The sequence below is a fragment of the Mycobacterium sp. SMC-8 genome (assembly GCF_025263565.1).
Taxonomy (GTDB): domain Bacteria; phylum Actinomycetota; class Actinomycetes; order Mycobacteriales; family Mycobacteriaceae; genus Mycobacterium.
The window spans coordinates 4,300,557-4,322,288 of record NZ_CP079865.1; the positions used below are offsets into that span (position 1 = coordinate 4,300,557).

At 68.7% G+C, this 21,732-nt stretch carries 21 protein-coding genes; 17 read left to right on the forward strand and 4 right to left on the reverse strand.

The window, feature by feature from the left end:
- Positions 1-4: 4 nt before the first annotated feature.
- The 4 genes from efp to KXD97_RS20905 all read left to right on the forward strand — a co-directional run bounded on the left by efp (position 5) and on the right by KXD97_RS20905 (position 2,449).
- Positions 5-568: an elongation factor P gene (gene efp / locus KXD97_RS20890; RefSeq protein WP_260752079.1), complete on the forward strand. Its 564-nt coding sequence runs from the start codon at positions 5-7 to the stop codon at positions 566-568.
- 29 nt (positions 569-597) lie between these two features.
- Entirely contained in the window at positions 598-1,089 is a 492-nt protein-coding gene (gene nusB / locus KXD97_RS20895) for a transcription antitermination factor NusB (RefSeq protein WP_260752080.1), read from the forward strand.
- Complete coding sequence (locus tag KXD97_RS20900) at positions 1,090-1,635, forward strand: hypothetical protein (RefSeq protein ID WP_260752081.1); 546 nt, start codon at positions 1,090-1,092, stop codon at positions 1,633-1,635.
- Positions 1,636-1,702: 67 nt separating this feature from the next.
- Entirely contained in the window at positions 1,703-2,449 is a 747-nt protein-coding gene (locus KXD97_RS20905; RefSeq protein WP_260752082.1) for a CoA ester lyase, read from the forward strand.
- A 12-nt stretch (positions 2,450-2,461) separates the two neighbouring features.
- Here the strand turns inward: KXD97_RS20905 and KXD97_RS20910 are convergent, their stop codons facing one another.
- The gene (locus KXD97_RS20910; RefSeq protein ID WP_260752083.1) at positions 2,462-3,757 is read right to left on the reverse strand and encodes an HNH endonuclease signature motif containing protein; all 1,296 of its coding nucleotides are present in this window, start codon (positions 3,755-3,757) and stop codon (positions 2,462-2,464) included.
- Positions 3,758-3,807: 50 nt separating this feature from the next.
- The gene (locus tag KXD97_RS20915) at positions 3,808-5,013 is read right to left on the reverse strand and encodes a serine hydrolase (RefSeq protein ID WP_260752084.1); all 1,206 of its coding nucleotides are present in this window, start codon (positions 5,011-5,013) and stop codon (positions 3,808-3,810) included.
- Positions 5,014-5,130: 117 nt separating this feature from the next.
- On the opposite strand from KXD97_RS20915, the gene pyrR reads away from it, so the two are divergent.
- The 12 genes from pyrR (at position 5,131) to metK (ending at position 18,158) form a co-directional block, all read left to right on the forward strand.
- On the forward strand, positions 5,131-5,712 hold the full coding sequence (pyrR, locus tag KXD97_RS20920; protein ID WP_396884537.1) for a bifunctional pyr operon transcriptional regulator/uracil phosphoribosyltransferase PyrR: 582 nt from the start codon (positions 5,131-5,133) through the stop codon (positions 5,710-5,712).
- Complete coding sequence (locus KXD97_RS20925; RefSeq protein WP_260752086.1) at positions 5,709-6,665, forward strand: aspartate carbamoyltransferase catalytic subunit; 957 nt, start codon at positions 5,709-5,711, stop codon at positions 6,663-6,665. The genes pyrR and KXD97_RS20925 overlap by 4 nt, the downstream gene beginning before the upstream one ends.
- Positions 6,662-7,951 carry a dihydroorotase gene (locus KXD97_RS20930; protein ID WP_260752087.1) on the forward strand — a complete coding sequence of 430 codons (1,290 nt, stop codon included), beginning with the start codon at positions 6,662-6,664 and terminating at the stop codon, positions 7,949-7,951. The genes KXD97_RS20925 and KXD97_RS20930 overlap by 4 nt, the downstream gene beginning before the upstream one ends.
- The gene (locus KXD97_RS20935; RefSeq protein WP_260752088.1) at positions 7,948-8,490 is read left to right on the forward strand and encodes a transporter; all 543 of its coding nucleotides are present in this window, start codon (positions 7,948-7,950) and stop codon (positions 8,488-8,490) included. Before KXD97_RS20930 ends, KXD97_RS20935 begins: the two co-directional genes overlap by 4 nt.
- The gene (gene carA / locus KXD97_RS20940) at positions 8,487-9,611 is read left to right on the forward strand and encodes a glutamine-hydrolyzing carbamoyl-phosphate synthase small subunit (RefSeq protein ID WP_260752090.1); all 1,125 of its coding nucleotides are present in this window, start codon (positions 8,487-8,489) and stop codon (positions 9,609-9,611) included. Before KXD97_RS20935 ends, carA begins: the two co-directional genes overlap by 4 nt.
- A 107-nt stretch (positions 9,612-9,718) precedes the next feature.
- Positions 9,719-13,057 carry a carbamoyl-phosphate synthase large subunit gene (gene carB, locus KXD97_RS20945; protein WP_260752093.1) on the forward strand — a complete coding sequence of 1,113 codons (3,339 nt, stop codon included), beginning with the start codon at positions 9,719-9,721 and terminating at the stop codon, positions 13,055-13,057.
- Complete coding sequence (pyrF, locus tag KXD97_RS20950) at positions 13,054-13,875, forward strand: orotidine-5'-phosphate decarboxylase (protein WP_260752094.1); 822 nt, start codon at positions 13,054-13,056, stop codon at positions 13,873-13,875. Before carB ends, pyrF begins: the two co-directional genes overlap by 4 nt.
- A gap of 382 nt (positions 13,876-14,257) precedes the next feature.
- Complete coding sequence (mihF, locus tag KXD97_RS20955) at positions 14,258-14,575, forward strand: integration host factor, actinobacterial type (RefSeq protein WP_003932123.1); 318 nt, start codon at positions 14,258-14,260, stop codon at positions 14,573-14,575.
- Between the two features lie 6 nt (positions 14,576-14,581).
- Positions 14,582-15,187: a guanylate kinase gene (gmk, locus tag KXD97_RS20960; RefSeq protein WP_260752108.1), complete on the forward strand. Its 606-nt coding sequence runs from the start codon at positions 14,582-14,584 to the stop codon at positions 15,185-15,187.
- 25 nt (positions 15,188-15,212) lie between these two features.
- Positions 15,213-15,524 carry a DNA-directed RNA polymerase subunit omega gene (gene rpoZ, locus KXD97_RS20965; protein ID WP_396885485.1) on the forward strand — a complete coding sequence of 104 codons (312 nt, stop codon included), beginning with the start codon at positions 15,213-15,215 and terminating at the stop codon, positions 15,522-15,524.
- An 18-nt stretch (positions 15,525-15,542) separates the two neighbouring features.
- Positions 15,543-16,790: a bifunctional phosphopantothenoylcysteine decarboxylase/phosphopantothenate--cysteine ligase CoaBC gene (coaBC, locus tag KXD97_RS20970; RefSeq protein ID WP_260752110.1), complete on the forward strand. Its 1,248-nt coding sequence runs from the start codon at positions 15,543-15,545 to the stop codon at positions 16,788-16,790.
- A 159-nt stretch (positions 16,791-16,949) separates the two neighbouring features.
- Entirely contained in the window at positions 16,950-18,158 is a 1,209-nt protein-coding gene (gene metK, locus KXD97_RS20975) for a methionine adenosyltransferase (protein WP_260752111.1), read from the forward strand.
- Between the two features lie 76 nt (positions 18,159-18,234).
- On the opposite strand, the gene KXD97_RS20980 is transcribed toward metK, so the two are convergent.
- Complete coding sequence (locus tag KXD97_RS20980) at positions 18,235-19,725, reverse strand: NAD(P)/FAD-dependent oxidoreductase (protein WP_260752112.1); 1,491 nt, start codon at positions 19,723-19,725, stop codon at positions 18,235-18,237.
- A 60-nt stretch (positions 19,726-19,785) separates the two neighbouring features.
- Complete coding sequence (locus KXD97_RS20985) at positions 19,786-20,703, reverse strand: alpha/beta hydrolase (protein WP_260752113.1); 918 nt, start codon at positions 20,701-20,703, stop codon at positions 19,786-19,788.
- Positions 20,704-20,797: 94 nt separating this feature from the next.
- On the opposite strand from KXD97_RS20985, the gene KXD97_RS20990 reads away from it, so the two are divergent.
- Positions 20,798-21,664 (forward strand): sugar phosphate isomerase/epimerase, encoded by an 867-nt coding sequence (locus KXD97_RS20990; RefSeq protein ID WP_260752114.1) that lies wholly within the window; start codon positions 20,798-20,800, stop codon positions 21,662-21,664.
- Positions 21,665-21,732: the final 68 nt, after the last annotated feature.

Consider the following 21,732-nt stretch of genomic DNA (forward strand, 5'->3'; position numbering starts at 1 on the left):
CCGCGTGGCATCGACCGCCGACTTCAAGAACGGGCTCGTCCTTCAGATCGACGGCCAGCTGTGGCAGATCGTCGAATTTCAGCATGTCAAGCCGGGTAAGGGCCCGGCCTTCGTGCGCACCAAGCTGAAGAACGTGGTGTCCGGCAAGGTCGTCGACAAGACCTACAACGCCGGGGTCAAGGTGGAGACCGCGACAGTGGACCGCCGCGACGCCACCTACCTGTACCGCGACGGTTCGGACTTCGTGTTCATGGACTCCGAGGACTACGAGCAGCACCCGCTGCCCGAGGCTCTGGTCGGACGTGCTGCCGGATTCCTGCTGGAGAGCATGCCGGTGCAGATCGCGTTTCATGACGGGACGCCGCTGTATTTGGAGCTGCCGGTGACGGTCGAGCTCGTGGTCGCCCACACCGAGCCCGGTCTGCAGGGCGACCGGTCCAGCGCCGGCACCAAGCCGGCGACGCTGGAGACCGGCGCCGAGATCCAGGTGCCGTTGTTCATCAACACCGGCGACAAGCTCAAGGTGGATTCGCGCGACGGTAGCTATCTGGGAAGGGTCAATGCCTGACACCTGGGCGAGCGAAGCGGAGCGACGGGATGCCTGACCGAAGGGGCGACCGGGGGCGGCACCAGGCCCGTAAACGCGCCGTCGATCTCCTCTTCGAGGCCGAGGCCCGTGGCATCTCCGCAGCGGAGGTTGCTGAGGCCCGAAATGCGTTGGCCGAGAAGCAGACCGACGACGTCGCACCGCTCAACCCGTACACCGTCACGGTGGCCCGGGGGGTCACCGAGCACGCCGCACACATCGACGACCTGATCTCGTCGCACCTGCAGGGCTGGACGCTGGACCGGTTGCCGGCCGTTGACCGGGCCATCCTGCGGGTGGCGGTGTGGGAACTGCTGCATGCCGAGGACGTACCGGAGCCGGTGGCCGTCGACGAGGCGGTGGAACTGGCCAAGCAGCTCTCCACCGACGACTCGCCCGGCTTTGTCAACGGTGTGCTCGGGCAGGTGATGCTGGTGACACCGCAGATCCGCGCCGCGGCGGCCGCGGTGCAGGGCGGGCACGACGGCGGTAGCGGTACGTAGATGGGCGCGCCCCAGGACTGGGCCCCGTACACCAGCGTGCAGGATGCGGCCCGGGTGTATCTGCGCGACCCCGATTTGGCGCTGGATCAAATCCGGTCCGTCGTCGAGCCGACGTCGATCAGGTCTTTCGTGATGTCGCGAGGCTTCACCGAGGAGAGGTGGGGTGAGGCGCTCTGGCAGGAGGTGCTGGCCACCGACGGCCGCCGCCTCATCATGTGGCGCGCCGACGACGATGCCGCCGCGCACGACAGCGGCGACGAACCGCGCCGCATCCTGCTGTCCTCGGTCCGCACGATCCTGCTGTCCACGCTGACCGACCAGGTGCTGTCCACCGAGTACGAGGTGCTCGGCGACGGCACGCGACGGTTGGCAGAGGTGAAGCTGCGGCTGTACACGCAGCTGATTACCAGGTCGCGGCAGAAGTCGGCCACCGAGACCGACATCTACTGCGAATCGTTCCGTTTCGTGAAGTCCGTCGACAATGGCGGGCTCGCGCAGATGCAGCGGCTGCTGCAGTTCGGCCGGGTGCTGTCCCAGTCGCTGTGATCGGCCCGCGCCTGAACAAAATGTGCGCAACCTTTCCCGGCGGCGGCCGCGGGCAGACAGTGATCGGATGACGGTTTCCTCCGCTTTGGGCGTCCGCCGACCGCACTGGTCTCTGGCCAGGACGTGGCTGCTGCAACCGGGCGGGCCGGATGTCGCACATCAGACGACCGGCGCGGCAGACGTCGTGGTGCTCGACCTTGAGGACGGATTGCCGGCGGCCGAGAAGCGCTCCGGGCGGCAGGCCGTTGCGGTCGGATCGGCGCCCGGATTGGACGGCGTGATGCTCGCCAAGACTGAATCGGCCGACGAACTCTCGGCCACCGCTGCCCGGTTGACCGCCGGGGTGCCGCTGGTCGCTCTGATCGAATCCGCGCTCGGCATCGAGTCGGCGCTCGGGATCGCACGCCGCAGTTCACGAATCGCGTTCGGAATCGGCGACTTTCGGCGCGACACCGGGATGTCCGGCGACCCGCTGGTGCTCGCTTATCCGCGTGTCCGGTTGGTTGTCGCCAGTCGGGCGGCAGGGCTGCCCGCCCCGATCGACGGACCCACCCTGCGTGACCAGGCACGGCACCTCGCCCGCGACACCGACGTTGCGAAGGCTGCCGGGATGACCGGTCGGCTCTGTCTGGACGCCGGTCATGCCAAGACCATCAATGCACTGCTCAGTCCGTCCGCATTGGAGATCGACGAAGCCCGTTCGACCATGAAACGCCTCGATGCGCCGACCGCTCCGTATGACGGCAGCGTGGGACCCACCCGCGCCCGAGCGGAGGCCGTGCTGGACCTCGCGGCGAAACTCGGTGTCGCCTAGGGATTTACACGATCAGGCGGCGTCGAAGGTGATGAGGTCGATGGTGAGTTTGCCTTCGAGGAGGCTGAGGCGGCGGCGGACCGGTGGGCCGGGTAGTTGGGGTGCGCTGGTGCGATAGATCGCCCCGGTGGGGGTGGTGAATTCGGCGGTGTGCTCCCCGTCGGTGTCGGTGGTGTTGACCTGCCAGCCGGGGGCTTCTTTGGCGTAATTGCAGGCCTCGCACATGCCGAGGCCGTTGCGTGCGCTGGTCGGCCCGCCGGCTCGATCGGGTGTGGCGTGGTCGTGGTGGCGGATCACGGCGTTGCAGTACGGGGTCCGGCAGGTGCGGTCGCGGCGCTCGAGCAGCTGCGCCAGTCCTTTCGGGAAGATCCGGGCGGCCGATTCCATCGCCACCAACTGCCCACTGTCGGGATGGCGGTAGAGCCGGCGCAGGGTGGCTTTGGGTTGGGCATCAGCAACCGCATCGGCGGTCAGGGCCCGGCAGAACCCGGCCGGGACCGGGCCGTACCCGTCCAGCCAGCCCAGCTCGTCGTCATCACCGGCCAGGGTGGTGTCGGCCATCACCAGATTCAGTGCGATCGGCACCGGCCCGGCAGCGGGATGCCCGGTGACGCGTTCATAGATCGTCTCGGCCATCACCTGCCCGCGCGGGCGCCCGTCACCGCTGGTGTCGGCGGCCCGCCGGCAGGCCGCATACAGCCCGACGCCCTGGGCCAGCGGCAGCCGCACCGTGACGTAGACCATGGTGTTGGGGGCGGGCCGGCAGGACACCGCACAATCGGCGGCGCTGCTGTTGATCCGTGCCACCACCGCGGCGGCGTCCAGGCGGGCGGTGATCTTTTTGGCCTCGGCCTCCACGCGCTTGTTGCCCCACCCCGTCAACCGCGACGGATCGGCACACAGTTCTTCATCGAGTTGGCGGCGATGCTGCACCGACAGGCAGGCGGATTCCCGCACGATCAGGGTGGCCCGCCATTCCGAGAGCGCCCCGCACGCCAGCGCGGCCAACGTGTAGGGCATCTCCTCGACCAGGGCCTGGGCGAACCCGAGATGGCGGCCCCCGCACACCGGGGCATCACGGCGGGCCAACGCGATCTCGGAGGCCAACCCTTTCCCGCGCCGATCGGCGCGGATCCCGGCGGCGTCCTCGGCGGCGCGGCGTTTGGCCGCCCACAACGCGGTCGCGCGGGCCTGGGCGGCGGCCGCGGCCGACTTCAGCGCTTCACACCGCTCGACCACCGCCCGCAACTCGGCCTGCGACGCCCCCTCATCAACATCGAAATCGACATCGAACACACTTTCGAACATAAACCCGACGCTACAACCACCCACCGACATTTAGCGTTGGAGAGGCTCGCTCAGAGGCCCAGCGCTTGGTACGTGCTGCGTACGAACTTCGGCTGTGCGCTCTGCAGCTTCGCCAGCGAGGTGTTCCCGGCGACCGCAGCGGCCGCGTCCGCGGTCAGATTCGGCATGTTCTGGATCAGATAGATCAGGATCACATCCGCCGACGGATCGGCCTGCCACCACGTGCCGTAGGCGCCGGGCCAGGAGAACGCGCCGAGGCCGCCGGGGCCGAACAACTGCCGTGACCTTGCGGGGTCGGTCACCACCGAGAGGTTCAACCCGAAGCCGCGGCCGATCCAGAACGGCGCACCGAGGAAGTCCTGGCGCTTCTGCTCGTCGGTCAGCCGGTCGGTGCGCATCAACTCGACCGACTCCTCGGACAGCACCCGGACCCCGTCGAGCTCCCCGCCGGCGAGCAGCATCCTGGCGAAGCGCAGGTAGTCGTCCACGGTTGAGAACAGCCCGGCGCCGCCCGTGCAGAACGGGGGATCCACGATCGGCGGCGGCCCCATCACGTCGTGGCGCAGCGTGTTGTCGTTGTCCAGTTGGTACATCGTGGCCGCACGGCGCCTGCCGGTAGTGCCGACGTGAAAACCGGTGTCCGACATGCCCAATGGGCCCAGGATCCGTTCGGTGAGTACCTCGCTGAGCGGTTTGCCCTCGATCCGCGACAGCGCGATGCCCAGCACGTCGGTGGCGTGGCTGTAGGTCAGGCGCTCGCCGGGCTGGTGCGCCAGCGGCAGCGCCGAAAGTTCGGCCAGCCAGCGGTCTTGATCCTGGCGGGTCGGCAGCTTGCGGTACGCGTCCGACAGCGGGCCGAGCACTGAGAACATGTACGCGAGCCCACTGCGGTGGGTCATCAGGTCCTCGACGGTGATGTGGCGCTGCGCGGGCACGGTGCGGTCGAGGCGTCCGCGGGGCTCGACGAGCGCCCGCATGTCGGCGAGCTCCGGCAGCCACGTCGCGACCCGGTCGGTGAGCCGCAGCTTGCCTTCTTCGATCATCGACATCGCGGCGGCCACCGTCACTGGCTTCGTCATCGACGCGATGCGAAAGATCGTGTCGCGCTGCATCGGTAGCCGGGCCTCGACGTCTCGGTAACCCAGCTCGTTTACCTGGCGCACCTCGCCGGCGTGCCACACGAGCGTGACTGCGCCCGCCAGCAGTCCTGCGTCGATCGCATCGACGATGGAGGCCTTGTTGCGGTCGAGATTCATCCGGCCGAGGCTACCTGCCGAATACGTCGCCACCTTCCGTCGGTGCTAAGCTCGCCGAAGTTTCTGACATCCTTTAACGATCCGTCCCGTGAGGCGGAGAAGGAGGTCCGGCTCCTCGTGGGCGCACCCGACCATTCCGGTCACGACCGGGAGCTGATGTCCGCAGCGGACGTCAGCCGCACCATTGCCCGTATCGCCCACCAGATCATCGAGAAGACCGCGCTCGACGGTCCCGACGGCCCGCGGGTCGTTCTCCTCGGGATCCCGACCCGCGGTGTGACTCTCGCCACCCGGCTGGCCCGCAACATCGCCGAGTTCAGTGGCGTCGAGGTGGCACACGGGGCGCTCGACATCACGCTCTACCGCGACGATCTGATGACCAAGCCGCCCCGCGCGCTCGCGGAGACCTCCATCCCCGACGGCGGGATCGACGGAGCGCTGGTGGTGCTCGTCGATGACGTGCTGTACTCCGGTCGGTCGGTGCGCTCGGCGCTCGACGCGCTGCGCGACCTGGGCCGGCCCAAATCGGTCCAGCTGGCGGTGCTCGTCGACCGTGGTCACCGCGAGCTGCCGATCCGCGCCGACTACGTCGGCAAGAACGTTCCGACATCGCGCGCCGAGAACGTCAAGGTCCGCCTCACCGAGGACGACGGACACGACGGCGTCCGCATCGCACCCTATGGAGGGCCTGCCAGGTGAAGCACCTGCTGACCGCGGCCGATCTGAGCCGCGACGACGCGACCGCGATCCTCGACAACGCCGACCGGTTCGCCGAAGCGCTGGTGGGGCGCGAGGTCAAGAAGCTGCCCACCCTGCGGGGCCGCACCATCATCACGATGTTCTACGAGAACTCCACCCGCACCAGAGTGTCGTTCGAGGTCGCGGGCAAGTGGATGAGCGCGGACGTGATCAACGTCAGCGCCTCGGGATCGTCTGTGGCCAAAGGGGAATCGCTGCGCGACACCGCGCTGACCCTGCGCGCCGCCGGCGCCGACGCGCTGATCATCCGTCACCCCGCCTCGGGCGCGGCCCAGCAACTGGCCGCCTGGACGCTGGTGGCGGACGACCCCTCGGAGAGCCCCTCCATCATCAATGCCGGTGACGGAACTCACGAACACCCCACCCAGGCGCTGCTGGATGCGCTGACCATCCGGCAGCGGCTCGGCTCCGTCGAAGGCCGGCGGGTCGTGATCGTCGGGGATGTGCTGCACAGCCGCGTCGCCCGGTCCAATGTGGCGCTGCTGCACACCCTCGGCGCCGAGGTCGTGCTCGTCGCGCCGCCGACCCTGCTGCCGGTGGGCGTCGCCGACTGGCCGGTGACGGTGTCCCATGACCTCGACGCCGAGCTGCCCCTGGCCGACGCCGTGCTGATGCTCCGGGTGCAGGCCGAGCGGATGAACGGCGCTTTCTTCCCCTCCTCGCGGGAGTACTCGGTGCGCTACGGCTTGTCCGAGAAGCGGCAGTCCCGGCTGGCCGGGCACGCCGTCGTGCTGCACCCCGGGCCGATGCTGCGCGGTATGGAGATCGCGTACTCGGTGGCGGACTCGTCGCAATCGGCGGTGCTGCAACAGGTTTCCAATGGTGTCCACGTCCGGATGGCGGTGCTGTTCCACCTGCTCGTCGGATCCGAGCAGGAAGCGATCAGCGCATGACTCCGCCGGTGGTACTCAAGTCGGTGCGTCTCTACGGCGAGGGTGAGCCGGTCGACGTGCTGGTGCGCGACGGGCAGATCGCGGACATCGGTCAGGACCTGACCGCCGACGAACTCATCGACTGCGACGGGCAGATCCTGCTGCCGGGCTTCGTAGACCTGCACACCCACCTGCGTGAACCCGGCCGCGAGTACGCCGAGGACATCGAAACCGGTTCGGCCGCAGCGGCTCTCGGGGGATACACCGCGGTGTTCGCGATGGCCAACACCGATCCGGTGGCCGACTCGGTGGTGGTCACCGACCACGTGTGGCACCGCGGCCAGCAGGTCGGTCTGGTCGACGTGCACCCGGTGGGCGCGGTCACCGTCGGCCTGGGTGGCAAGCAGCTCACCGAGATGGGGCTGATGGCCGCCGGCGCCGGAGGGGTGCGGATGTTCTCCGACGACGGTGTGTGTGTCGACGATCCGCTGGTGATGCGGCGCGCGCTGGAGTACGCGTCGGGTCTGGGCGTGCTGATCGCCCAGCACGCCGAAGAGCCGCGCCTGACCGTCGGCGCCGTCGCCCATGAGGGTCCCAACGCCGCCCGGCTGGGGCTGGCCGGCTGGCCGCGCGCGGCCGAGGAATCGATCGTGGCCCGTGACGCGCTGCTCGCCCGCGACGCCGGCGCCCGGGTGCACATCTGCCACGCGTCCACGGCGGGCAGCGTGGAGCTGGTGCGGTGGGCCAAAGAACAGGGCATCGCGATCACCGCCGAGGTCACCCCGCACCATCTGCTGCTCGACGACACGCGGCTGCAGACCTACGACGGCCGCAACCGGGTGAACCCGCCGCTGCGTGAGGCCAGTGACGCGGTCGCGCTGCGTCAGGCCCTCGCCGAGGGGGTGATCGACTGTGTGGCAACCGATCACGCGCCCCACGCCGAACACGAGAAGATGTGCGAGTTCGCCAACGCGCGGCCCGGCATGCTCGGCCTGCAGACCGCGCTGTCCGTCGTCGTCGAGACGATGGTCGACCCCGGTCTGATCACCTGGCGTGACGTGGCCCGGGTGATGAGTGAGGCGCCGGCCCGGATCGTCGGGCTGCCGGATCAGGGCAGGCCGTTGGAGGTAGGGGAGCCGGCCAACCTGACCGTGGTCGACCCCGCGGCGAGGTGGACGGTCAAGGGTCCGGATCTGGCCAGCCGGTCGGACAACACGCCCTACCAGGACATGGAGCTGCCCGCAGTGGTCACGGCGACGTTGCTGCGGGGCAAGATCACCGCCCGCGACGGGAAGGTGAACGGATGAACACCCCGACGCTGGTCGCCTCGCTGGTGATGGCGGCGATCCTGGCGTTGCTGATCGCGGTGCTCATCCAGGCGATGATGCGCGGGTGGCGGCGCCGCGTGCAGCGTCAGGCCGAGATGATCGGCACCCTGCCGCCGCTGCCTGAGACCGTCGGCCCGGCACTCGTGCCGGCCACCAAGGGCCTCTACATCGGCAGCACGCTGGCCCCGCACTGGAACGACCGGGTCGCCGCCGGCGACCTCGGGTTCCGCGCCAAGGCCGTGCTCACCCGCTACCCCGAGGGAATCATGTTGCAGCGCACCGGCGCCGGGCCGATCTGGATGCCTGACGACGCGATCTCGGAGATCCGCACGGTGAAGAACCTCGCCGGCAAGGTGATCCTCGGGGGAAGGAGCGGGGCGACCGGGGGGGAGGCCCAGTCCCACGACGCCATCCTGGCGATCCGGTGGCGACTGCCGTCGGGGACCGAGATCGACACCGGCTTCCGCGCCGACAACCGCAGTGACTACGCCAAATGGTGTCCCGAGGAGAATGCATGACGAACAAGGCCCTACTGGTGCTGGAGGACGGTCGGGTGTTCACCGGCACGACCTTCGGCGCGGTCGGCGAGACGCTCGGTGAAGCCGTGTTCTCGACCGGCATGTCGGGTTACCAGGAAACCCTGACCGACCCGAGCTACCACCGCCAGATCGTGGTCGCCACCGCACCGCAGATCGGCAACACCGGCTGGAACCACGATGACAGCGAAAGCCGCGGCGACAAGATCTGGGTGGCCGGATACGCCGTGCGCGACCCGTCGCCGCGGGCGTCGAACTGGCGCGCCACCGGCACCCTCGACGAGGAACTGACGCGCCAGGGCATCGTGGGGATCGGCGGTATCGACACCCGTGCGGTGGTGCGCCATCTGCGCAGCCGCGGCTCGATGAAGGCGGGGATCTTCAGCGGTGTCGCCGCCGAGGCTCCGGTCGACGAACTGGTGGCCCGGGTCCGCGGGCAGGAGGCCATGCTCGGCGCCGACCTCGCCGGTGAGGTCAGCACCGCCGCCGACTACGTGGTCGAACCGGAAGTGCCGCAACGGTTCACCGTCGCCGCGCTGGACCTGGGAATCAAGACCAACACCCCGCGCAACTTCGCCAAGCGCGGAATCCGCAGTGTGGTGCTTCCGTCCTCGACCACCTTCGAGCGCATCGCCGAACTCGAGCCCGACGGTGTCTTCCTGTCCAACGGCCCCGGTGACCCGGCGACCGCCGACCACGTCGTCGCCGTCACGCGCGACGTGCTCGACGCCGGGATCCCGCTGTTCGGCATCTGCTTCGGCAACCAGATCCTGGGCCGGGCGCTCGGATTGGGCACCTACAAGATGGTGTTCGGCCACCGCGGCATCAACATCCCGGTGATGGACCATGCCACCGGACGGGTGTCGATCACCGCCCAGAACCACGGCTTCGCGCTGGAAGGCGAAGCGGGCCAGACCTTCGACACCCCGTTCGGTCAGGCCGAGGTCAGCCACACCTGCGCCAACGACGGTGTGGTGGAGGGAGTCCGGTTGCGCGACGGCCGCGCCTTCTCCGTCCAATACCACCCCGAGGCCGCCGCGGGCCCGCGCGACGCGGAGTACCTGTTCGACCAGTTCATCGACCTCATGGCGGAGAACCAGTGACAGATACCGCGCTGTCGACGCGCGCGAGCGCGCGCTTTTGTCCGAGTTTCCGCGGTGTGTCGTGTGCAGACACGCACGCTCGCGGCGCCGAAGAGGAGAAGTAACAGATGCCGCGTCGCTGCGACCTCAACCATGTCCTGGTCATCGGGTCGGGCCCGATTCTGATCGGCCAGGCCGCCGAGTTCGACTACTCCGGCACACAGGCGTGCCGGGTGCTGCGGGCCGAAGGCCTGCAGGTCACGCTGATCAACTCGAACCCGGCCACGATCATGACCGACCCCGAGTACGCCGACCACACCTACGTGGAGCCGATCACCGCCGAGTTCGTCGAGAAGGTGATCGCCCAGCAGGCCGAGCGCGGCAACAAGATCGACGCGCTGCTGCCCACTCTCGGCGGGCAGACCGCGCTGAACACCGCGGTGAAGCTGTACGAGAGCGGCGCGCTGGACCGCTACGGCGTCGAGCTCATCGGTGCCAACTTCGACGCGATCCAGCGCGGCGAGGACCGGCAGAAGTTCAAGGACATCGTCACCAAGGTCGGCGGTGAATCCGCCCGCAGCCGCGTCTGTTTCACCATGGACGAGGTGCGCGAAACGGTCGCCGAGCTCGGCCTGCCCGTGGTGGTGCGGCCCAGCTTCACGATGGGCGGCCTGGGCTCGGGCATGGCCTACTCGGCCGAGGAGGTCGAGCGGATGGCCGGTGACGGCCTGGCCGCGTCGCCGTCAGCGAACGTGCTGATCGAAGAGTCCATCTATGGATGGAAGGAATACGAACTCGAGCTGATGCGCGACAGCCACGACAACGTCGTGGTGGTGTGCTCGATCGAGAACTTCGACCCGATGGGCGTGCACACCGGGGACTCGGTGACCGTCGCGCCGGCCATGACGTTGACCGATCGCGAATACCAGACCATGCGCACGCTCGGCATCGAGATCCTGCGCGAGGTCGGCGTGGACACCGGCGGCTGCAACATCCAGTTCGCGGTGAACCCGCAAGACGGCCGCCTCATCGTCATCGAGATGAACCCGCGGGTGTCGCGGTCGTCGGCGCTGGCTTCCAAGGCGACCGGGTTCCCGATCGCCAAGATCGCGGCCAAGCTCGCGATCGGCTACACGCTCGACGAGATCGTCAACGACATCACCAAGGAGACGCCGGCCTCCTTCGAGCCGACGCTCGACTACGTCGTGGTCAAGGCGCCCCGGTTCGCGTTCGAGAAGTTCCCCGGCGCCGACGCCACCCTGACCACCACGATGAAATCGGTCGGTGAGGCGATGTCGCTGGGCCGCAACTTCATCGAGGCGCTCGGCAAGGTGATGCGCTCGCTGGAGAGCACCCGCACCGGCTTCTGGACAGGTCCCGACCCCGAGGGCGACGTCGACGCGGTTCTTCAGCGGCTGCGCACCCCGACCGACGGCCGACTGTACGACATCGAGTACGCGCTGCGGCTGGGCGCCACCGTCGAGCAGGTCGCCGCCGCGTCCGGGGTGGATCCGTGGTTCGTCGACCAGATCAGCGGGCTGGTGCGCCTGCGCGCCGAACTGATCGACGCGCCGGTGCTGGGCGCCGAGCTGCTGCGCCGCAGCAAGCATCACGGCCTGTCGGACCGCCAGATCGCCGCGCTGCGTCCGGAACTGGCAGGGGAGATGGGGGTGCGCGCGCTGCGGCAACGCCTCGGGATCCACCCCGTGTACAAGACCGTCGACACCTGCGCCGCCGAATTCGAGGCCAAGACGCCGTATCACTACAGCAGTTACGAGCTGGACCCGGCCGCCGAGACCGAGGTCGCCCCGCAGACCGACCGGCCGAAGGTGCTCATCCTCGGCTCCGGGCCCAACCGCATCGGGCAGGGCATCGAATTCGACTACAGCTGCGTGCACGCGGCGACCACGCTCAGCGATGCGGGCTTTGAGACCGTGATGATCAACTGCAACCCGGAGACGGTGTCCACCGACTACGACACCGCGGACCGGCTCTACTTCGAACCGCTGACATTCGAGGACGTGCTGGAGATCTACCACGCCGAGCAGAAATCCGGCGTCGGCGGGCCCGGAGTGGCCGGAGTGATAGTCCAACTTGGCGGGCAGACTCCGCTCGGGCTCGCCGAACGCCTGGAGAAGGCTGGGGTCCCGATCGTGGGCACCCCGCCCGAGGCCATCGACCTCGCCGAGGACCGTGGCCGCTTCGGAGAGGTGCTGACCACCGCGGGACTGCCCGCGCCGCGGTTCGGCATGGCCACCAGCTTCGATCAGGCCCGCCGCATCGCCGCCGAGATCGGCTATCCGGTACTGGTCCGGCCGTCCTATGTTCTCGGCGGCCGCGGCATGGAGATCGTCTACGACGAGAAGACACTGGAGGGTTACATCACCCGGGCCACCCAGCTCTCTCCCGAGCACCCGGTGTTGGTCGACCGCTTCCTCGAAGACGCCATCGAGATCGACGTGGACGCGCTCTGCGACGGCACCGAGGTGTACATCGGCGGGGTGATGGAGCACATCGAGGAGGCCGGTATCCACTCCGGCGACTCTGCCTGTGCGTTGCCGCCGGTGACCCTGGGGCGCAGCGACATCGAGGCGGTCCGGCGTGCCACCGAGGCGATCGCGTTCGGGATCGGCGTGGTGGGCCTGCTCAACGTGCAGTACGCGCTCAAGGACGACGTGCTCTATGTGCTGGAGGCCAACCCCAGGGCGAGCCGCACCGTGCCCTTCGTGTCCAAGGCCACCGCAGTCCCGCTGGCCAAGGCGTGCGCACGGGTGATGCTCGGCGCCACCATCGCCGAGTTGAGGGAGGAAGGTGTGCTGACCCGCACCGGCGACGGCGCGACCACCACGCGCAGCGCGCCGGTGGCGGTGAAAGAGGCCGTGCTGCCGTTCCACCGGTTCCGCAAAGCCGACGGTGCACAGATCGATTCGCTGCTCGGCCCGGAGATGAAGTCCACCGGGGAGGTGATGGGCATCGCCCACGACTTCGGCAGCGCGTTCGCCAAGAGTCAGACCGCCGCGTACGGCTCGCTGCCGGTGCAGGGCACCGTGTTCGTGTCGGTGGCCAACCGCGACAAGCGCTCACTGGTGTTCCCGGTCAAACGTCTGGCCGACCTCGGCTTCCACATTCTGGCCACCGAGGGAACTGCGGAGATGTTGCGGCGCAACGGGATTCCGTGCGACGAGGTGCGCAAGCACTTCGAGGAGCCGACTCCGGACCGGCCCGCGCGGTCTGCGGTCGACGCGATCAGGGCCGGGGAGGTCGACATGGTGATCAACACCCCGTACGGCAATTCCGGGCCCCGCGTGGACGGCTACGAGATCCGTTCGGCGGCGGTGTCGATGAACATCCCGTGTGTCACGACGGTGCAGGGCGCCTCGGCCGCGGTCCAAGGCATCGAGGCGGCGATCCGCGGGGACATCGGCGTGATGTCGTTGCAGGAGTTGCACTCGGTGCTGGGCTCGTGACCGCGGGCGGGTTCGGTGACCGCCTGAGGGCCGCGGTGGCGCGCCGCGGACCGCTGTGCCTCGGCATCGACCCGCATCCGGAGCTGCTCCGATCCTGGGGCCTGACCACCGACGCCGCGGGGCTGGCGGCGTTCAGCGAGACGTGCGTGGCCGCGTTCGAGGGCTTCGCGGTGGTCAAGCCGCAAGTGGCGTTCTTCGAGGCGTACGGCTCGGCCGGATACGCCGTGCTGGAGGCCACGATCGCGGCGCTACGCCGGTCCGGCGTGCTGGTGCTCGCCGACGCCAAGCGCGGCGACATCGGCTCGACCATGGCTGCGTACGCGGCCGCATGGGCCGGCGACTCACCTCTGGCCGCCGATGCGGTCACGGCATCGCCGTATCTGGGCTTCGGCTCCCTGCAGCCGCTGTTGGACACCGCCCGCGCCCACGGCCGCGGGGTCTTCGTGCTGGCCGCCACGTCCAATCCCGAGGGCGCGAGCGTGCAGCGCGCGGACGCCGGCGGGCGCACCGTCGCGCAGTCGATCGTCGACGCGGCCGCCGAGGTCAATCGCACGGCCGGCCCGGGCACCGTCGGAGTGGTGGTCGGCGCGACGCTGGCCGAACCGCCCGATGTGGGTGCGCTCGACGGTCCGGTGCTCGTGCCGGGCGTCGGCGCCCAGGGCGGGCGTCCCGAGGCGCTGGGCGGCCTGGGAGGCGCCCTTCCCGGCCAGCTGCTGCCCGCCGTCTCGCGGGAGGTGCTGCGGGCGGGTCCGGACATCACAGGCCTGCGCGATGCCGCCGCGCGGATGCGCGACGCCGTCGCCTACCTGGCGAAATAGCGAGCCTTCTCGCCAAGAGTCCCTGCGACACGCCCGACACGCGATGACCAGCGAAATTCTCAGAGTTTCGCGCCTGGACGCCGCGTCACCGCCGGGTGCCCGTGACGAACTTCTGTCGGCAAACAGCCTGAGACTGCAAATACCGGCCATATGCAGGTCGTTTGGTGCGGTAAGGGTGACTCGGGGGTACGTGACGAGCGTCCCGGCAGTCCGGTGGTGACTGCCCAATAGCGCCCTACACGCTGGGGTTTTGATGCGACAAGCCGGGGGTGGGGTTAGCTTTCGTCTGTCGGCGTGGGTACGGTCGTCCACGCTGGCTGGTTCTGGTTCACACCACCACCGGCCCAGACAAATCAGTTGATGGACGATACGGAGGAAACCCGTGGCCCTTCCCCAGTTGACCGACGAACAGCGCGCGGCAGCGTTGGAGAAGGCTGCTGCCGCACGTCGAGCACGAGCCGAGCTCAAAGACCGGCTCAAGCGCGGCGGCACCAACCTCAAGCAGGTGCTCAAGGACGCAGAGACCGACGAAGTCCTGGGCAAGATGAAGGTTTCGGCGCTGCTGGAGGCTTTGCCCAAGGTGGGCAAGGTCAAGGCGCAGGAGATCATGACCGAACTCGAGATCGCCCCGACGCGCCGGCTGCGCGGGCTGGGTGACCGTCAGCGCAAGGCCCTGCTGGAAAAGTTCGACTTCTCCTAACAGGCTGTGAGCGAGGGCGGAGGGCCGGACAGCGCGTCCAGGGCGACGGTCCTGGTGTTGTCCGGCCCGTCTGCCGTCGGAAAGTCCACGATCGTGCGCTGCCTGCGTGAGCGGGTCGTGGACCTGTACTTCAGCGTCTCGGTCACCACGCGGGCCCCGCGGCCCGGTGAAGTCGAGGGCGTGGACTACTTCTTCGTGACGGCAGAGCAGTTTGCGCAGCTCATCGACGAGGGTGCCCTTCTCGAATGGGCCGAGATCCACGGCGGGCTGCACCGCTCGGGCACCCCTGCCGGACCGGTGCGCGAGGCCACGGCTGCGGGTCGGCCCGTGTTGATCGAGGTCGACCTCGCCGGTGCGCGCGCGGTCAAGCAGGCGCTGCCCGAGGCCGTCACGGTATTCCTGGCGCCCCCTAGCTGGGAGGTGCTGGAGAGCCGGCTGGTGGGTCGCGGCACCGAGACACCCGAGGTGAGGGCGCGCCGGTTGCAGACCGCCAGAGATGAACTGGCCGCGCAGGGCGACTTCGACGCGGTCGTCGTGAACAGTCAATTGGAGTCTGCATGCGCCGAATTGGTATCCTTGCTGGTGGCCCACACTCCGGTACGGCGTGATTAGGCCCTGACATCCAGACTTTGAGGAGATCCTCTACGTGAGCACCCCGCAGTCCGCCGCGGTCGACATCGATCCGTCGGCAGCCAGCGCCTACGACACACCCCTGGGCATCACCAACCCGCCCATCGACGAATTGCTCGACCGCGCGTCGAGCAAGTACGCGCTGGTGATCTACGCAGCCAAGCGGGCGCGCCAGATCAACGACTACTACAACCAGCTCGGCGACGGCATCCTTGAGTACGTCGGACCGCTGGTCGAGCCCGGCCTGCAGGAGAAGCCGCTGTCGATCGCACTGCGCGAGATCCACGGTGACCTCCTCGAACACACCGAGGGCGAGTAACCGGGCGGGCCTTTCGTAGTGGAGCGCAAGCGGATCATCGTCGGCGTAGCCGGTGGCATCGCCGCTTACAAGGCGGCCACGCTGGTCCGTCAGCTCACCGAGGCCGGTCACAGTGTCCGGGTCGTCCCCACGGAATCGGCGCTGCGCTTCGTCGGTGCCGCCACCTTCGAAGCACTCTCCGGCAACCCGGTGCACACCGGGGTGTTCGAGGACGTCCACGAGGTGCCGCACGTCCGCTTCGGTCAGGACGCCGATCTCGTCATTGTGGCCCCGGCGACTGCCGACCTGCTCGCCCGCGCAGCGATCGGACGCGCTGACGACCTGCTGACCGCGACGCTGCTCACCGCGCGATGTCCGGTGCTGTTCGCGCCGGCGATGCACACCGAGATGTGGCTGCACCCGGCGACTGTCGAGAACGTCGCGACGCTGCGCCGCCGCGGGGCGATCGTGATGGAACCCGCCTCCGGGCGTCTCACCGGCGCCGACACCGGCCCCGGCCGCCTTCCCGAGGCTGAGGAAATCAGCACGCTGGCCCAGCTGCTGCTGGCCCGCGGCGACGCGCTGCCCTATGACCTGGCCGGCGTGAAGGTGCTGGTCACCGCCGGCGGCACCAGAGAGCCGATCGATCCCGTGCGCTTCATCGGCAACCGCAGCTCCGGCAAGCAGGGCTACGCCGTGGCTCGGGTGATGGCCCAGCGCGGCGCGGAGGTGACGCTGATCGCGGGAAACACCGCCGGGCTCATCGACCCGGCCGGGGTGCACGTGATGCACATCGGGTCGGCGACCCAACTGCGGGACGCGGTGTCCAAGCACGCCCCCGACGCCAACGTGCTGGTGATGGCCGCCGCGGTCGCCGACTTCCGGCCCGCCAACCCGGTCGCCACCAAGATCAAGAAGGGCCCCTCTGAGGAGGGCGACCCGGCCATCGAGCTGGTCCGCAACGACGACGTGCTCGCCGGAGCGGTCCGCTCCCGCCGTGATGGGCAGCTGCCGAACATGGCCGCCATCGTCGGGTTCGCCGCCGAGACCGGCGACGCGAACGGCGACGTGCTGTTCCATGCGCGCGCCAAACTCGCGCGCAAGGGCTGCGATCTGCTGGTCGTCAACGCGGTCGGCGAGAACCGGGCCTTCGAGGTCGACCACAACGATGGTTGGCTGCTGTCCGCCGACGGAACCGAGACAGCGCTGGAGCACGGTTCGAAGACCGTCATGGCGAGCCGTATTGTGGACGCGATCGCGGCTGTCCTGCACTCCGGTGGCGGGTGACGCCGTACAAGCTTTGGTAAGACCAGTCAGCGTGCGTGTAAAGGTTGCGCGCAGCGGGGGGACACGCTTGGGTGCTAGGGGCGCCCGGAGCGGTGCGACCCTCGCGGGTAAGTTGACTGACTAACTATCTCAGGTTCGCTTGAGTGGAAGGAATCGGACGTGAGTGAAGCTCGGCTGTTTACCAGTGAGTCGGTGACCGAGGGACACCCCGACAAGATCTGCGACGCCATCAGCGACTCGGTGCTCGACGCGCTGCTCGCCGACGATCCGAAGTCCCGCGTCGCGGTGGAGACGCTGGTGACAACCGGTCAGGTCCACGTCGTGGGCGAGGTGACGACCAACGCCAAGGAAGCGTTCGCCCACATCACCAACACCGTGCGGTCGCGGATCCTCGAGATCGGTTACGACCATTCCGACAAGGGTTTCGACGGCCTCACCTGCGGTGTCAACATCGGTATCGGTGCACAGTCTCCGGACATCGCCCAGGGCGTCGACACCGCCCACGAGACCCGGGTGGAGGGTGCCGCTGATCCGCTGGACGCGCAGGGCGCCGGCGACCAGGGACTGATGTTCGGCTACGCGATCGCCGACACTCCCGAGCTGATGCCGCTGCCGATCGCGCTGGCGCACCGGTTGTCGCGCAAGCTCACCGAGGTTCGCAAGAACGGCACCCTGGGCTACCTGCGTCCCGACGGCAAGACCCAGGTCACCGTGCAATACGACGGCACCACCCCGGTGCGCCTGGACACCGTCGTGCTGTCCACCCAGCACGCCGACGGCATCGATCTGGAGAGCCAGCTGGCTCCAGAGATCAAGCAGCACGTCATCGAGGCGGTGCTGACCGAACTGGGCCACGACACGCTGGACACCTCGAATCCGCGCATTCTGGTCAACCCGACCGGCAAGTTCGTGCTCGGCGGCCCGATGGGCGACGCCGGCTTGACCGGCCGCAAGATCATCGTCGACACCTATGGCGGCTGGGCCCGTCACGGTGGCGGCGCGTTCTCCGGCAAGGATCCGTCGAAGGTGGACCGCTCGGCCGCGTACGCGATGCGCTGGGTGGCCAAGAACGTCGTCGCCGCGGGCCTGGCCGAGCGTGTCGAGGTCCAGGTCGCCTACGCGATCGGCAAGGCCGCACCCGTGGGTCTGTTCGTCGAGACGTTCGGCTCGGAGACCGTCGACCCGGTCAAGATCGAGAAGGCCATCGGCGAGGTGTTCGATCTGCGTCCCGGCGCTATCGTCCGCGACCTCGACCTGTTGCGCCCGATCTACGCACCGACTGCGGCGTACGGGCACTTCGGCCGTACCGACATCGAGTTGCCGTGGGAGCAGCTCAACAAGGTCGACGACCTCAAGAACGCCGTCTGACGACGATCAAGCGACGAAAACCCCAGGCCCGCAACGGGTGTGGGATTTTCTGTTGAGACGTCCGGTTTGTCGTGCCTCAGGAGGCGAATTCGTAGTCGTCGATCGGGAATCGTCGACTGCGCCAGTACGCTTCGAGCGTGCTGGCCGGCCGCAACGGCACATCGCCGTGGGAGTCGAAGTAGTAGCTGTTGGCCAATCGGCAGGTGTCCTGCCAGAAGATCTGGCGGTGCCGTTTGCGCATCATCTCCGCGAAGTACCGGTCGTTGGCTTCGCGGCGCACCTCGACCCGCGTGGCGCCCCGGCGCCGCGCGGTGTCCAGGCATCGCACGATGTGGCGGGTTTGGGCCTCGATCAGTGCGAAGTAGGACGAGCCGACGTAGCCGTAGGGGCCGAACACGGTGAAGAAGTTCGGGAAGCCCGGAACGGTGACGCCTTCGTAGGCCTGCAGCCGGTTCTCGTCCCAGAACCGGGCCAGCGACCGTCCATTCGGACCGGTCACCGAATAGGGCGGAATGTTGTCGATGTCGAGCACCTTGAACCCCGTGGCCAGGATCTGCACGTCGACGTCGTATGACGTGCCGTCGGTGGTTGCGACCCCCGAGCCGGTGATCTTGTCGATGGGCTCGGTCACCAGCTCGACGTTGTCGCGGTTGAACGTCGAGAGGTAGGTGTTGTGGAAGCCCGGCCTTTTGCAGCCGACCGCGTAGCGGGGCGTGAGTTTGTCGCGTACGACGGGGTCGTGGACCTGCTTGCGCAGATACGCCTCGCCCACCGCGCCCATCCTCTTGGCCATCGGGTTGACCGTGAAGTACTGCGCGGCGAGCGGGAACGTCAGCTCGACGTAGGTCTGGCTGAGCAGCCGCTGCACCGTCCTGCCCAGCGGCAGCCGCATCATGAGCCTGGCCGTCCTCGACAACGGGACGTCGAACTTCGGGAAACACCAGATCGGGGTGCGCTGAAACACGGTGAGCTGCTCGACGATCGGGGCGATCTCGGGGATCACCTGCACGGCCGAGGCGCCGGTCCCGATGACGGCGACGCGTTTACCGCGCAGGTCCTGATCGTGGTCCCAGCGCGCGGTGTGCATGGTCACGCCGTCGAATGTGTCGACGCCGGGAATGTCGGGCAGATTCGGGACGGTCAACGCGCCTGCGGCGTTGACCAGATACCGGGCGGTCAGGGTGCCCGGCCCGTCGGCCGAAAGCAGACTGAGGCGCCAGAACCCTTCGGCGTCATCGAAATCCGCGCTGCGGACCGTCGTGCCGAAGCGCATCTTGGGACGTAGCCCGTACTTGTCGACGCAGTGCTCGGCGTAGGCCTGGAGCTCGTGACCCGGTGCGTAGGTGCGCGACCAGTCCGTGCTCTGCTCGAACGAGAACTGGTAGGAGAACGACGGGATGTCGACCGCGATGCCGGGATAGGTGTTCCAATACCACGTGCCGCCGGGCTCGTCGCCGGCCTCGACGACGAGGTAGTCGGGCATGCCGGAGCGGTCCAGCCGGATCGCCGTCCCGATGCCGGAGAATCCGGCCCCGACGATCACGGTTTCACAGTCAGGTGTCGTCATCATGACCTCCGCGCCGACCATAACGCCGGACGGGCAGGCGGCTGTTCGCTTCGGTGAGCTTTATCCCAGCGCCGCCCGCAGCGCGGCCAATCCGCGATCGGTGGCCTCGGTCGCGGCCGGGACGATTCCCGCGTAACCCAGGTAGCCGTGTACCAGTGACTCCGCGTGGTCCAACTCGACCGCCACCCCCGCGGCGGTGAGGAGCTCGGCGTACCGCATCCCGTCGTCGCGTAACGGATCGAGGCCGGCGACGGCGATGTAAGCCGGTGGCAGACCGGCGAGTTCGCCACGGGCGGGCACCAGAGTGACCGGGGGCTCCGACAGGTCGGTGTCACCGATGTACCACCGGGTGAACCCCTTGCAGGCCGCCAGGTCGAGGATCGGCGCCTCGGCGTTCTCGGTGAAGGACGGAAGTGAGGTGTCGAACGTCGTCGACGGATACCACAGCAGCTGGAACCGCAACGCGATGCCGGCGTCGCGCGCCGCCTGGGCGACCACGGCGGCGAGGTTGCCGCCCGCGGAGTCGCCGGCCACCGCGAGCCGGGCCGGATCGGCGTCCAGATCGCCGGCGTTCTCGGCCACCCACCGGGTCACGGCCCAGGCGTCGTCGACCGCCGCCGGATACGGGTGTTCGGGCGCCAGCCGGTAGTCGACCGACACCACCACCGCTCCTGCGCCCACGGCGTGCATCCGGGCCTGTCCGTCGTAGGTGTCCAGGTCGCCCACCGTCCATCCGCCGCCGTGGATGAACACCACCGCCGGCAGCGGGGTGTCCTCAGCCGGCGGACGGTAGACGCGCACCGGGATCGGCCCGGCGGGACCCTCGACGGTGCGGTCGTGTGTGGTGACCTCTGGCAGGATCGGGCTACGCGGCAGTTCCCGGAACCGTTGCCGAGCCGGTTCCGGGCCGCCCTCGGTCGACAGCTGGAAGGGCACAGCCTCCAGCACCTTCTGCAGCACGGGATCCAGGTCAGCCATGGCTGACACCGTACGCGGCAGCCGGTTGGGGTAGCCGCCCGCGGGCGCGCTTTCTCACCGAGAATGGGGCGATCACAGGAAGCGAGGAGTGTGCGTGAAATTCTTGCCGAGCCGTCGTAAACCGGTCGCCGGTCAGGCCAGGGCCGTCTGTCTCGCCCCGCTGACCGTGCTGGAACTGAGTCCACCGGATCTGGTTACCTGTGCCGCCGAGGCGGGCTACGACGGTGTCGGATTGCGCCTGATCCGCGCCACCGAGCAGGAACCGATCCGCCCGACCGTGGGCATCACCCCGCTGATCCGCGAGACCCGGCGCCGGCTCGACGACAGCGGCCTGTTCGTCCTCGACGTCGAAGTGCTCCGGCTGCGCCCCGACACAAGGGTCCGCGATGACTTCGGAGCCTTCCTCGAGACCGGCGCCCACCTCGGCGCGACGCAGGTGCTGGTCACCGGTAACGATCCCGACCGCGGTCGCACGGCCGATAATCTTGCCGAATTAAGCGTGTTCGCAGGGGAATTCGGTCTCACGCCGAACCTGGAGCCGATGCCGTGGACAGAGGTCCGTGATCTCGACGAAGCCGTGATGATCGTCCGCCGCGGCGCGGGCAGCGGCGCTGGTCTGCTCATCGACGCGATCCACTATGACCGTGCGCTGAGCACCCCGGAGGATCTCCGCAAGGTGCCCGACGGGTGGATCCGCTACGTGCAGATCTGCGATGCGGCGCTGCCCCGGCCGGACACCATCGACGAGCTGCGCCACCAGGGCCGCACCGCGCGGCTGTTCCCCGGGGAGGGCTGCATCGACGTGGTCGGGATGTTGAGAGCGCTGCCGGCGGTGCCGGTCAGCGTCGAGGCACCTGTGCAGTGGAACGCGCCCGCCGGTGTGCGTGCCCGTGCCGCGTTGCGCACGGCGCGCGCGGTGGTGGCCCTGGCGGATGCGGAACGGACCCCGCTGTCGGCGTGACCACGGGCATGAGGTCCGGCCCGCGCCGGGGCGCGATTGCGTTGTCGCTGCGCCGCGTCGACCTACCC